The 12,897-nt window shown below is 42.5% G+C and carries 10 protein-coding genes and 1 other annotated feature; of the genes, 6 read left to right on the top strand and 4 right to left on the bottom strand.

Annotated elements, in window-relative coordinates; genetic code table 11:
* Positions 1-433: 433 nt before the first annotated feature.
* From clpB to rluD, 3 genes are all read right to left on the bottom strand, one after another.
* Entirely contained in the window at positions 434-3,007 is a 2,574-nt protein-coding gene (gene clpB, locus ACHUFI_RS11000) for an ATP-dependent chaperone ClpB (protein ID WP_394249060.1), read from the bottom strand.
* 113 nt (positions 3,008-3,120) lie between these two features.
* Entirely contained in the window at positions 3,121-3,846 is a 726-nt protein-coding gene (pgeF, locus tag ACHUFI_RS10995) for a peptidoglycan editing factor PgeF (protein ID WP_394249058.1), read from the bottom strand.
* Positions 3,846-4,820, bottom strand: a complete 975-nt coding sequence (gene rluD, locus ACHUFI_RS10990) for a 23S rRNA pseudouridine(1911/1915/1917) synthase RluD (RefSeq protein ID WP_394249056.1) — start codon at positions 4,818-4,820, stop codon at positions 3,846-3,848. The genes pgeF and rluD overlap by 1 nt, the downstream gene beginning before the upstream one ends.
* A 138-nt stretch (positions 4,821-4,958) precedes the next feature.
* Here rluD and ACHUFI_RS10985 point away from each other — a divergent pair, with 138 nt between their 5' ends.
* The 6 genes from ACHUFI_RS10985 (at position 4,959) to yjjX (ending at position 12,508) form a co-directional block, all read left to right on the top strand.
* Complete coding sequence (locus ACHUFI_RS10985) at positions 4,959-5,684, top strand: outer membrane protein assembly factor BamD (RefSeq protein WP_394249054.1); 726 nt, start codon at positions 4,959-4,961, stop codon at positions 5,682-5,684.
* A 209-nt stretch (positions 5,685-5,893) separates the two neighbouring features.
* On the top strand, positions 5,894-7,300 hold the full coding sequence (locus ACHUFI_RS10980) for an MltF family protein (protein ID WP_394249076.1): 1,407 nt from the start codon (positions 5,894-5,896) through the stop codon (positions 7,298-7,300).
* A gap of 376 nt (positions 7,301-7,676) precedes the next feature.
* On the top strand, positions 7,677-8,012 hold the full coding sequence (hpf, locus tag ACHUFI_RS10975; protein WP_394249052.1) for a ribosome hibernation-promoting factor, HPF/YfiA family: 336 nt from the start codon (positions 7,677-7,679) through the stop codon (positions 8,010-8,012).
* Positions 8,013-8,125: 113 nt separating this feature from the next.
* Positions 8,126-8,245: a sequence feature (Phe leader region), on the top strand.
* Between the two features lie 12 nt (positions 8,246-8,257).
* Positions 8,258-9,433, top strand: a complete 1,176-nt coding sequence (gene pheA, locus ACHUFI_RS10970; RefSeq protein ID WP_394249050.1) for a prephenate dehydratase — start codon at positions 8,258-8,260, stop codon at positions 9,431-9,433.
* A 228-nt stretch (positions 9,434-9,661) separates the two neighbouring features.
* Entirely contained in the window at positions 9,662-11,986 is a 2,325-nt protein-coding gene (locus ACHUFI_RS10965) for a putative bifunctional diguanylate cyclase/phosphodiesterase (protein ID WP_394249048.1), read from the top strand.
* Positions 11,987-12,508: an inosine/xanthosine triphosphatase gene (gene yjjX / locus ACHUFI_RS10960; RefSeq protein WP_394249046.1), complete on the top strand. Its 522-nt coding sequence runs from the start codon at positions 11,987-11,989 to the stop codon at positions 12,506-12,508.
* Positions 12,509-12,574: 66 nt separating this feature from the next.
* On the opposite strand, the gene trpR is transcribed toward yjjX, so the two are convergent.
* Positions 12,575-12,868: a trp operon repressor gene (gene trpR, locus ACHUFI_RS10955; protein ID WP_394249044.1), complete on the bottom strand. Its 294-nt coding sequence runs from the start codon at positions 12,866-12,868 to the stop codon at positions 12,575-12,577.
* Positions 12,869-12,897: the final 29 nt, after the last annotated feature.

Below are 12,897 nucleotides of genomic sequence, written 5' to 3'. Positions count from 1 at the left end.
ATTGACTGTGCCAAGACCGAAGTCTTGATTGGTCACTCAGTTCATTGAAACCAAAGTGATTCCTAAGAATCAATTTTTGATATTCATCAACGAGTGCCCACACAGATTGATAGGTTTAAATTGTTAAAGAGCTTGCTTTTCGAAGCTTTCTTCTCAAAGCGGACGGCCATTCTAGCGAGATAATTAGAAGTGTCAAACACTTTCTATTGCTAATTTTTCAAAGCATCTTAAATGCTTATCTCCGCCTGGTTGTTCGATTCAAATCAGTTTGATTATCCCTGACAACGGAGGCGAATTATAGGGAGTATTTCCGCGAGCACAACCGTTATTTATCATTTCAATGCTTAAAACCGTTCGTTCGAACAATAAACCGACAGATCGTGTGCAAAACTAGCAAAACTCTTATGAACTATTGCTAGTTTTACTCAAAAGGTTATTGATGAGCGATAATTTTATCGTTATTAACAAGCAATTTAACTTTCTTATCTGGGTTTATCTTTCCTGCCAATATCGCTTTAGCTAGTGGGTTTTCTACACTTTGCTGAATAGCACGTTTTAGAGGCCTAGCTCCAAACACCGGATCAAAACCGACTTGTGCGATTAACTCCAATGCTTTCTCAGACACATCGAGTTCATACCCATTTTCTTCCATACGCTGACCTAAACGGTCTAACTGGATTGAAGCTATCGACTTGATGTGCTCTCTACCCAATGGGTGGAATACAACACTTTCATCGACACGGTTTAAAAATTCGGGTCTAAAGTGTTTTCCTACAACATCCATAACTTCGTCTTTAATACCCTGATAATCCAGTGTATTGAAGTTCTCTTGAATTCTGGTTGAACCTAAGTTTGAAGTCATGATCAAAACTGTATTTCTAAAATCGACGGTTCGCCCTTGCCCATCAGTTAAACGTCCGTCATCAAGAACTTGTAGCAGAATGTTGAATACGTCTGGGTGCGCTTTTTCAACTTCATCCAACAAAATGACTGAATAAGGTTTACGACGCACGGCTTCTGTTAGGTATCCCCCTTCTTCATAACCTACATAACCTGGTGGTGCACCAACTAAACGAGCTACCGAGTGTTTTTCCATGAACTCAGACATATCAACACGAACCATCGCGTCTTCACTGTCAAACATGAAGTTTGCTAAAGTCTTACACAGCTCCGTTTTACCAACCCCAGTAGGCCCTAGGAATAAGAATGAACCGATTGGTTTATTTGGATCGGAAAGACCAGCTCGACTACGACGAATGGCATTAGAAACGACTTCGACCGCTTCTACCTGACCAATCACTCGCTTATGAAGTACACCTTCCATTTTTAGGAGCTTGTCTTTTTCAGCTTCCAGCATCTTCGAGACTGGAATACCCGTTTGCTTCGAGAGCACTTCAGCTATTTCTGCATCCGTGACCTTATTTCGAAGTAGCGTCATTTCCTGCATTTCAGCTTGCGTTGCTAGATCGAGTTGTTTTTCCAGTTCTGGGATGCGGCCATATTGCAATTCGGACATACGATTCAGATCACCAGCACGTCGCGCAAAGTCCATATCCATTCGAGCTTGTTCTAACTCTGACTTAATATGTTGAGTCCCAGATAAAGAGGCTTTTTCTGCATTCCAAACTTCTTCTAGTTCCGCAAAATCACGCTCTTTCTCTTGAAGCTCTTCTTGCAAAGTTTTTAGGCGCTTTTCACTCGCTTCATCCACTTCGTTCGTTAGGGCTTGTTGCTCTATTTTAAGCTGAATGATTTTGCGTTCGAGTTTATCTAAAGACTCAGGTTTAGAATCAATCTGCATCCGAATACTAGAAGCAGCTTCATCAATCAAATCGATGGCTTTATCAGGTAATTGGCGATCTGACACATAACGGTGAGAGAGGCTTGCCGCCGCCACAATCGCAGGGTCGGTAATTTCAACATGGTGATGAAGTTCATAACGCTCTTTTAAACCACGCAAAATCGCTACGGTATCTTCTACCGTTGGTTCATCGACCAGGACTTTTTGGAATCGACGTTCTAAGGCTGGATCTTTCTCTATATATTGACGGAACTCATCTAAGGTAGTCGCTCCGACACAATGAAGTTCACCACGGGCTAACGCGGGCTTTAACATATTCCCCGCATCCATCGAGCCTTCACCTTTACCTGCGCCAACCATAGTATGCAGTTCATCGATAAACAGAATGATATTGCCTTCTTCTTTCGACAATTCATTCAACACCGACTTCAAGCGCTCTTCGAACTCGCCGCGATATTTAGCACCAGCAACCAATGCGCCCATATCAAGAGATAGCACTCGTCGACCTCTTAACCCTTCTGGCACTTCATTATTTATAATTCGTTGAGCTAACCCTTCAACGATCGCTGTTTTACCAACACCAGGTTCACCGATGATAACCGGGTTATTTTTGGTTCGTCGTTGCAAGACTTGAATCGTACGTCGAATTTCATCGTCACGACCAATCACAGGGTCAAGTTTGCCTTGCTCAGCTCGCTCGGTTAAATCAATGGTGAACTTTTCTAACGCTTGACGTTTATCTTCAGCGTTCGGATCATCCACTTTTTGACCGCCCCGGATTTGTTCAATCGCCTGGGAAAGCTTTTGTTCAGTCAGGCCAAGTTCTTGAAGCAATTTACCTAAAGGGCCTTTGTCTTCAACGGCGGCAAGTAGGAATATTTCAGATGATATATAGGTGTCTTGACGTTTCTGAGCGACTTTGTCACAAAGGTTGAATAGAGTCCCCATCGCACTGGAAAGCTGGACGTCACCACCAATGCCACTCACCTTTGGTACACGATCTAACATTTCGCTCAATTTCGAACGTAATTGAACTACATCGACATTCAGCATTGTCAGTAAAGGACGAATTGCACTGCCATCTTGGTTTAATAGCGAAACCATTAGATGTACTGGCTCTATATATTGATGATCACGACCCAGTGCGAGTGACTGAGCATCAGAAATCGCAACTTGAAACTTACTAGTGAATCGATCGAGACGCATACCAACCTTCCTAAATCATAGATATTTATCTTATGCATAGAAGATGGATACGGTATGACACATTTTCAAGGGGAAGAGTAATTAAGCTTGATCCAACTTAATTAAATGTCGATTTACTCCATCCAAATAAAGGAAGCTTGGCGACCTGTCACACCATCACGTCGGTATGAATAGAACTTAGAAGGATCAGAGAAGGTACATAAATTGGAGTCTGTTACTTTCGAAACACCCAACTTATCTAAACGCTGCATGGCGAGCTGAGACATATTTGCTAGCCACTTACTCGGTTGAGTTTTCTGTTCGAATGCATGAATTGCGTTTCCATCAAAAGAAACAAACGCGTTTAACACGTCTTCCCCAACCTCAAAAGCACCTGAGCCAATTGCGGGCCCCAACCAGGCGATTACCTCACCATCAAACATTTGTACGGCATTTTCCACAATGCCATCAGCTAACCCACGCCACCCAGCATGCACAGCGGCGACTTGCGTTCCTTGCGTGTTGGTCAATAAAACAGGTAAACAATCTGCTGTCATAGCGGAGCAAACAATACCAGCTCTCTTCGTAAACGCGCCGTCAGCGTCTAGCACTTCAGATGAAATGGAGTTCACTTCAATAACAGTGGTTGAATGGGTTTGATTTAACCATGTTGGAGCACTAGGCATCATTGAATCACGTTGCAACCACTCTCTGTTTTTTTGAACAGTGGCAAGATCATCCCCAACATGAGTACCGAGATTTAAGCCAAGATACTCATTTTTAGAAAAGCCACCAACACGTGTAGAAGCAAATGCTTTTACATTTTTGGGTGCATTCCAGCGTGGGATGATCATTGTCATTAAATGTCGTCTTCTTTATTTTCTCTAGCATCCACACGTAGTGCTTCTGCCATCACGATCATGTCGTTTGGAACTGGGGCATGGAACTCCATTTCTTCGCCAGAAATGGGGTGTTCAAACTTAAGCATAACCGCATGCAGTGCCTGACGGTCAAAAGAACGAATCATCTGAGTCAGTTCTTCTGATGCGCCTTTCGGTATACGCGCTCGGCCACCATAAGCAATATCACCTAGTAGTGGGTGCTGTAAGTAAGACATATGAACACGGATTTGGTGAGTACGCCCTGTTTCCAAGCGTAAGCGAATACGAGTGTGCTCGCGAAAGTGCTCTGCCACACGGTAGTGAGTAATCGCAGGTTTACCAAGCTCGTTAACAGCCATCAAAGTACGCTTAGTCGAGTGACGACCAATTGCTTTCTCTATCATGCCACCAGCGGTCATTTTACCAATTGCAATCGCTTCATATTCACGCGTGATGCGACGCTTAGCAAGAGCACGGACTAGACGAGTCTGAGCCGGAACTGTTTTCGCGACAACCATAAGGCCCGTCGTATCTTTATCAAGACGGTGAACAATACCAGCACGTGGCACTTCTGCAATTTGTGGGTAATGGTGCAATAAAGCATTCAATACGGTTCCATCTGGTGTACCTGCACCAGGGTGAACAACAAAATCGCGTGGTTTGTTGATCACTAATAAGTCGTCATCTTCGTATACGATATCCAAAGGAATATCTTGTGCTTCCCAGCGTTCTTCATCTTCAAGTTCAGCTTGTAAGATGATTTCTTCACCGCCCATCACTTTTACGCGTGGTTTTATGATAACTTCTCCATCAACTTGGATCTTGCCTTCTAGAAGCCACTCTTTAATACGTGAGCGAGAAAAATCGGTAAAGAGTTCAGCGACAGCTTGGTCTAAACGTTGACCTAACTGGCTGCTTTTTACTGTGTCTGTTAATGTGATCTGCTGAGCCATATCGAACTTTTTTAAAAACCGTGAGACTAATACCCATTACTATGGATAAAATAGAATAATTGCATCATTGTATCTGTTACTGGTTAGAAAGTAACGGAAGCTTACGAAATATTTAAATTCAAGGAATCGACTCCTGACATGAAACACCTTACTTTATCAGGTCTATTAGCACTTTCTTTGCTAGTTGGCTGTTCAAGCAGTGACGAAATTGTTCCTGACGTTCCGCCGTCCGTGTTGTATTCAGACGCTCAAATTGCCCTTCAAAGTGGTAGTTGGCTAACCGCCATTGAAAAGCTTGAGGCTCTCGATTCTCGTTACCCGTTTGGTGCTTATTCTGAGCAGGTGCAACTCGATCTGATTTATGCTTACTACAAAAACGACGACTTAGCGTTAGGTTTGGCGACCATTTCTCGTTTTACTCGCCTTAACCCTACACATGAGAAGCTTGATTGGGTGCTTTACATGCGTGGCCTTACTCACATGGCGCAAGATAGAAATTTCATGCATGATATTTTCAACATCGACCGCAGTGACAGAGATCCTGAACCCGTTAAGCTTGCTTTCGCTGATTTCAAAAAGCTGCTAGAGCGTAGCCCAAATAGCCCATACGCTGAAGATGCGCAAAAACGCATGTTTGCATTGAAAAATCGCCTAGCCAATTACGATTTAGCTACCGCAGATTTTTACTTACGCCGTGAAGCTTGGATTGCAGCCGTTAATCGAACACAAGAACTGCAACGTACATTCCCAGACACAGTCGCAGCTCGTAAATCACTTGAGATTCAACTGGAAGCTTATAAGCAACTTGGGTTAGAAGATGCCGTCGCTCGCACAGAGAAGCTGATCGAGTTAAACCCACTTTAGGCCACTCTCAATCAAAATTGAAAGCGCCGCTTGTTCTCAATAAGCGGCGTTTTTTTATGCTTTTATGTGAATTTTCGAGCCATATCTTATAGCCTACTGTAACTTGCCACTCATCCATAACCCCTATATGCTGACTATAATATTAACAAAACATCAACATGGAAGTGGGTGTGAAAAAGTTATTTATTATCTTAAGCATATTGCTATGTATGCCTTTAAATGTGAGTGCCTTAGAGCTCTCCCCCTTAGCTAAAGAACCCTATACAGGGGACTTAGATACGCTCTCCCAAAAGAACATTGTTCGTGTTCTTGTCGCTGCTGATCTTGGTTTTTACTACATTGAAGGTGGTAGACCAAAAGGGATCATCGCGGAACTGCTTTATCATTTTGAAAAACAACTCAAAAAGAAAAATCAGTACATGAATGTTCAAATCATTCCTGTTCAAAGGGATGACCTTCTACCTTCTTTACAGCGGGGTTATGGCGACCTTGCCGTCGCCAATCTCACGATTACAGATAAGCGCTTAAAAGCGGTCGATTTTAGTAACCCTGTCATTAAAGACGTTCAAGAATTATTAGTAACAGGAAAAGGACACCCTCCTATTACTTCATACGAACAACTTAGCGGTAAAGAAATCTGGGTTCGTGCGAGTTCAAGCTACTTCGAAAGTATCCAAGCGGTGAATCAACAATTGAATGAAAAAGGACTCCCACCCATTTTCGTTCAATTCATTGAAGAAACGCTTCAAGATTATGAACTGGTTGAAATGATCAACCAGGGCTACATCAATGCCACCGTGCTCGATAGCCACAAGACCTCGCTATGGCTAAACGTATTAGAGAACATACGAGTTCACGAAGACGTTCCACTGCGAGAATCAGGTCAAATCGCATGGGCGTTGCGAAAAGACAGCCCTAAGCTCAAAGAAGCCGTGAATCAATACTTACGTAAAGCCAAGACCGGCACATTATTAGGTAATGTCATTTACGGAAAATACCTTAATAACACTCGCTGGCTGAGCCGAGCTCTTAACCCAAAGAAAATAGCCAAACTTGAACACCTTTCAGCATTATTCAGTGAATATTCTGACCGATACGAGTTCGACTCACTGATGATTTCAGCCCAGGCTTATCAAGAGTCAGGGTTAGATCAAAGTAAAATCTCTCACCGAGGGGCGGTTGGGATCATGCAGGTATTGCCTAGTACAGCAAAAGATCCCAACGTGAATATTAAGCATATCGACCAAGTCGAAAATAATATTCACGCCGGCGTTAAATATATGCGTTTCATCAAAGACCGATACTTTGATAACGAAGAAATTACTATCGATAATCAGATTTACTTTTCTTTAGCCTCATACAACGCAGGCCCGGCAAAAATAAGGAAGATGCGCCGCCTTGCCGTGAAGCATGGGTACGACCCCAACGTATGGTTTAAGAATGTGGAAGTGATCGCGAGGCGCAATATCGGTCGGGAGCCCGTCCATTACGTCGCAAACATTAATCGCTATTACGTCATCTATAAACAGCTTGATAAGATCCAGCAGACGAGAAAAGAAGGAAATGCTCAATTGCTGCCTGAGCAAAAAATACAGCTCATGCATATCTCTCAATAACCTCAGGGAAATAACAAAAACGCCGCTCTAAACTAGAGCGGCGTTTTTGTAGGAATCTTCACATTAGGCAGTAAGACGCAATCTATAGACATAGTTCACAAACCAATACTGGTGATCATTTCACCATCTCTTTTTTAGGGCTGTACTAAGTCCCCAAAAATGAATTATTTCTAGCGCTTACCTTCTTCCCAATCTATCCCAATACACTGTGATAACAAGGTTTTTTTATCCATTAAAGAACAAACATTTGCGTAAGATCACATTTGATTTCATTGTTCATCCCACGCCGCCACAAGTTGACTTGGATCACATTTTATTTGGTAGCAATCAGTAATCTGGAGTTAACCCATGAGGGATACAACAGAGGAAAACTTCTATGAAAATGAATATCACTGGTAAAAATATCGACATCACCTCTGCAATCCGTGAGCACATAGAAAGCAAATTTAAAAAGCTAGAAAAATGGCAAGTAAACATCACAAGCTGCCAAGCAAGCTTTAGTGAAGAACCAAATAAAAAGAAAAAATTTGAAGCGGTAATTACGGTACCAAAAGGAAAACTTGTTGCTTCATCAATCCACGATGACCTATATGTTGCTGTCAACGAAGTGGAACAAAAACTAGAACGTCAACTGAATAAGCTGCGCCACAAGCCAGAAGCTCGCCGAGCAGAAAAGCCTCAAATTGAAGAGCTCGAAGCTGAAGTTGAATAATCAATTATTATGGATTCAAAAAGTAGCGCCTCTATGGCGCTATTTTTTTGCTTGACGCTCTACCTCTGCTTGCTTATTGTGTTTAAACATTCATAAAACAATCACTTTTTATGCACACTACTCATCTGTTTATTTTTGACTTCTTTTTTCTTCCTTAACCGGAGGCTAAGTCGTTTTAGAAAAACAAGTCAAAAACGAACAGAAAGCCTCCCAAAATTGGGAGGCTTTTTTATAAGGATACATTCATGACTGACCGCCAAATTTCACTTGATGAAATTCGCCTTCGCTTAAACGAACTAGATGACCAACTATTGAGCCTACTTTCAGAGCGTCGAAAGCTCAGTATTGAAGTAGCAAAAAGCAAAGTGGAAACATCTAAACCAGTACGAGATGCCGCTCGTGAGCAGCAATTGCTCGTCAAACTGATCAATAATGGTAAAGACAAATACGAATTAGATGCTCAATACATTACTAAGCTTTTCCACACAATTATTGAAGACTCAGTGCTGCTTCAGCAATCTTATCTTCAGAACTTAGCGAACCCTCAAAGCCGCAAGCCTTTGGCTCGTGTGGCTTTCTTAGGTTCAAAAGGTTCATATTCTCACCTTGCTAGCCGCGAATATTTTAGCCGTAAGAACACTGAGTTAATTGAACTCAACTGCGATCACTTTAAAGAAGTCGCAAACACGGTGGAATCTGGCCATGCCGACTACGGTGTACTGCCAATCGAAAATACAAGTTCAGGTTCAATCAATGAAGTCTACGACCTGTTGCAGCACACTACGTTGTACATTGTAGGCGAGCTGACTCAGCCAATCGAGCATTGTTTAGTTTCTCAAAACGACATAAAAATCGAAGACATCAAAACGCTCTACTCTCACCCGCAACCTCACCAACAATGCAGTGAATTTTTGAGCCGCTTAAAAGGCGTGACTCTAGAATCTTGCGCAAGCACTGCCGATGCGATGATGAAAGTGAAAGAACTTAACAGGGATGACGTGGCTGCAATCGGCAATGCATCTAGCGGCAAGTTATATGGCTTGCAGTCCATTCAAGAAAACATCGCGAACCAAACCGAAAACCACACTCGCTTTATCGTGGTGGCGCGCAAACCAGTCGAAGTTTCCACGCAAATCCCTGCGAAAACGACATTGATCATGTCGACCTCTCAGGAAGCGGGCTCTTTAGTGGAAACTTTATTGGTGCTTCAGCGCCATAACATCAACATGACTAAGCTTGAGTCACGCCCTATCATGGGCAACCCTTGGGAAGAAATGTTCTATGTGGATCTAGAAGCGCATTTAGAATCAGAGAACATGCAAAACACAATCTCAGAACTCACCAAGATCACTCGTCACCTCAAAGTACTTGGCTGCTATCCAAGCGAAAACGTCAAAGCGACGCAAGTGAAACTCCAATAATTCACATGGTTCTTACAGGGAGCGAAACCTGTAAGAACCACTTTTTCTCTTGCTTTCAAGCCTTCCTCCTTCGCAGCCTCCCCCTTCTAAACTGGTTGTTTCTTTCTGTTTGCAAAGTGAAACTTGGCTCACATCACACGTATTCACTGGAATTAAGACTAAACATAGTGAAACTCCAAGAACATCTATAAACTCTCGCGTTTGTTTTGAATAAAATATTTAGGAATCATGAAGCTAAGTACTAAGATTCTATTACTCATTGCTCCGGTTATTCTGTGCAGTACCGCCGCTTCGAGCTATATCATTTATTCAAATCAAAAAAGCGCATTTATCAAAAGAGAAGATAACGCACTGCAGCTCAATATGGAGAAATTAGCGGGGCACTTTCGTCAAGCGCACTCATTTCTTAATAGCTATACCTATACGCTCACTAAAAGCGACATCGTGCGTCGCTACTTTGCACTCGAGCACAATTCAGACATAGAACGTAAGCTCATTACCAATCTTCAAGAAACAATTCAATTATTACAAGATGGGGAAACAAGCTACACCGGATTAGCCCTTTTAGATGGCAATCAAGACGTCTTGTATTACGCGGAAAATCGTAATGAACGAACCGCTCAGCTCGATCCAAAAATCCTGGAACACATTCGTTTTCAATATCAAAACAATGCGGCACTTTCTAATATCAGCTACACCCAAAACTCCCAAGGCGAAGGGGTGTTAATGCGCTATGAAGTGCTGGATAAGAAAACATTAGCCTCTCCTCTTCATGAATCACATTCGAGTGACGTATTTTTTGTTGTTGTGGCCGTTTCACTGGACGCTTTCAATACGCTAAGAAAGCAAATTGAATACGAATACCAAACCAGTTTATTTTTTTCTGACGGTATCGTCTCCGTCGACAAAGGCTTAGCTCAATCGGTTGAGCTTTCATCAGGGCTCTTCGCTACCGTTGATCCGGCTCAGTTCCTTCTAAATAACCGCCTCGATAACATCTGGAACAAACTCAGCGCGTCTTTTGCTCTGTCTGCACTTCTGACTATGGCGCTGCTTTTAGCGCTGCTCTATCGCACAGTGATAAATCCGATTACCCGCCTTAATACTCAACTTACGCAAGTTGAAAGGAAGCAGCGCAAGAATATAGAGAAACTAGGAACAGAAGACGAAATCGGGCGTTTATCCGAACGTTTTTATGACATGTACCAAGAGCTTGATAATACGTATCAGCGAACCAAGAAACTGGCGGAAAGCGACCAACTAACCCAAATAGCCAATCGTCATCAGTTCCAGAACTATGTCGAAAAAGTACTGATTGATTCAAACTCTCACCACTTAGTGTGGATTTTATACTTAGACTTAGACAACTTTAAGTTCGTCAATGACAAATACGGGCATCAAATTGGTGATTCAATCTTAGTCAGCTTTGCTAAGCACATTTCTAGTGTGTGCCAACTATTCCGCAATGAGTACTTGGCCATTTCGATGCCTTCTCGATTATCGGGAGACGAGTTTGCGGTGTACCTCAGAGTGCCGAGCAAGTTCGACGATGCAGCTCAAGTGTTTGCTCAACTACTACTAGAGCCGTTGCAAAATGGATTCGTCACTCCAATGGGAAGTTTTCCTATTACAGTCAGTATCGGCATTGCTAGATACCCAGACGATGGTAGAAACATTGAGAAGTTGCTATCTAACGCCGATACCGCAATGTATCAAGCAAAGCGAGCGGGTAAAAACCAATTTGCCCTTTACTCGTTAGATTTAGACAAAGTAGTACAAAGGCGAGCTAACATAGAGCGAGCACTTAGAGAAAATAACTTCGATGAAGAGTTTCACCTGGTCTTCATGCCTTACTTGGACATCAATGGTATCGACGTCATAGGTGTTGAAGTTCTATTGCGCTGGTATTCGCCTCAACTTGGTTTAGTGTCTCCTGATGAGTTTATTCCGATTGCAGAACAGACTGGGCTATTTCAACGAATCGATAAATGGGTCATCAAAAACGCTTTTGCGCGCTTTCATGATATTCAAGCTCAGTTTAAGCACGACGTGCACTTATCCATTAACTTATCATCGGCTGAACTCGAAACGACAAAGCTTGCCAAATATATTGATGAACATGCGAAGCAAAACAACATTCCACCAGCCCTGATCGATTTTGAGATTACTGAAACGTTCGCGAATGAATCGCAAGGCTTCCCATTGCTTAACGAGCTTTCTCGATTAGGCTATCGACTAGCGATAGACGATTTTGGTTCAGGATATACATCCATTACTCAGTTAGTGCAGTATCCGGTACAAAAAATTAAGTTAGATAAGGGCTTTCTAGAGACCTTGATTAAAACCGATAACCAAAACATTATTAAGCCTATCATTGAGCTATGCCATGCTCAGAACAAAGCAGTGACAGCGGAAGGTATCGAAACCAAATCCATGTACCAATGGTTGGCAAATTATCAATGTGATTTCATGCAAGGTTACTATTTTGGTAAACCGATGAACCTTGATGAACTATCCCCCTGGTATCTGCAACTAAAAGAGAATTCGAAATAAGTGAAGTCCATTATTATCGCCTCCTTAAACCCGGCCAAGATAAATGCTGTAAAAAGCGCATTCCAATCCGCCTTTCCTGATGAATCGTTTGAATTTAAAGGCGTTAGTGTCGAAAGTGGAGTGGCAGATCAACCAATGTCAAATTCCGAGACACATCAAGGCTCGGTCAACCGCGTCAAAAATGCGCAGCAAGCCATTCCGAATGCTGATTACTATGTTGGATTAGAAGCGGGCATTGAACACTCTGTCACGTTCGCTTGGATGGTGATTGAATCTAACGGACAAAGAGGAGAATCACGCTCCGCAAGCTTGATGCTTCCACCTGTTGTAATGGAGAAACTACAACAAGCAAATGAGTTAGGTGACGTGATGGATGAAGTCTTTGGTACAGACAACATCAAACAAAAAGGAGGGGCGATTGGCTTGTTGACGCACAATCAACTCACGCGAAGTTCGGTATACCATCAAGCATTGATTCTCGCTCTTATTCCTTTTATGAATCCAGAACATTTCACCGGATAGACGCATTAAATTTCCTATAAAAAACGCCAGCGACAACGCTGGCGTTTTACGGGTTAAATGAAATTGTTACTCAAGCAGTAACTTGGCAATTTCAGCTTTTTCTTCTTCAGACTTCGCTTTTAGTTCATTCGAGCCACGCGTAATGGTGGCCACTCCCACACCAAGCATTTGGCTGACTTGTCTTTGTGATAAATCCCCTTTTAGCAATTCACACAAAATATTCACTCTTGCGACCAATGCATCCCTTTCATCAGAAGTCATCATCATCGTCAATAAAAGCTCATGTTGGTCATTATTCGCTGCAGTTTTCACTAAATCCATTAACTGCTGCCAATCTTTAAATTCTGGTTGTGGTGACATATTGCCTACGCTGACTGCTTAACTTACTA

The sequence above is a fragment of the Vibrio profundi genome, assembly GCF_043642225.1.
In the GTDB taxonomy this organism is placed as follows: domain Bacteria; phylum Pseudomonadota; class Gammaproteobacteria; order Enterobacterales; family Vibrionaceae; genus Vibrio; species Vibrio profundi_A.
This window is presented reverse-complemented; position numbering and strand designations above follow the sequence as displayed.

What these genes read in the sequence shown, in the direction of transcription:
- clpB (WP_394249060.1), bottom strand. Translation starts at nt 3,007, where the DNA reads ATGCGTCTCGATCGATTCACTAGTAAGTTTCAAGTTGCGATTTCTGAT.
- pgeF (WP_394249058.1), bottom strand. Translation starts at nt 3,846, where the DNA reads ATGACAATGATCATCCCACGCTGGAATGCACCCAAAAATGTAAAAGCA.
- rluD (WP_394249056.1), bottom strand. Translation starts at nt 4,820, where the DNA reads ATGGCTCAGCAGATCACATTAACAGACACAGTAAAAAGCAGCCAGTTA.
- ACHUFI_RS10985 (WP_394249054.1), top strand. Translation starts at nt 4,959, where the DNA reads ATGAAACACCTTACTTTATCAGGTCTATTAGCACTTTCTTTGCTAGTT.
- ACHUFI_RS10980 (WP_394249076.1), top strand. Translation starts at nt 5,894, where the DNA reads ATGCCTTTAAATGTGAGTGCCTTAGAGCTCTCCCCCTTAGCTAAAGAA.
- hpf (WP_394249052.1), top strand. Translation starts at nt 7,677, where the DNA reads ATGAAAATGAATATCACTGGTAAAAATATCGACATCACCTCTGCAATC.
- pheA (WP_394249050.1), top strand. Translation starts at nt 8,258, where the DNA reads ATGACTGACCGCCAAATTTCACTTGATGAAATTCGCCTTCGCTTAAAC.
- ACHUFI_RS10965 (WP_394249048.1), top strand. Translation starts at nt 9,662, where the DNA reads ATGAAGCTAAGTACTAAGATTCTATTACTCATTGCTCCGGTTATTCTG.
- trpR (WP_394249044.1), bottom strand. Translation starts at nt 12,868, where the DNA reads ATGTCACCACAACCAGAATTTAAAGATTGGCAGCAGTTAATGGATTTA.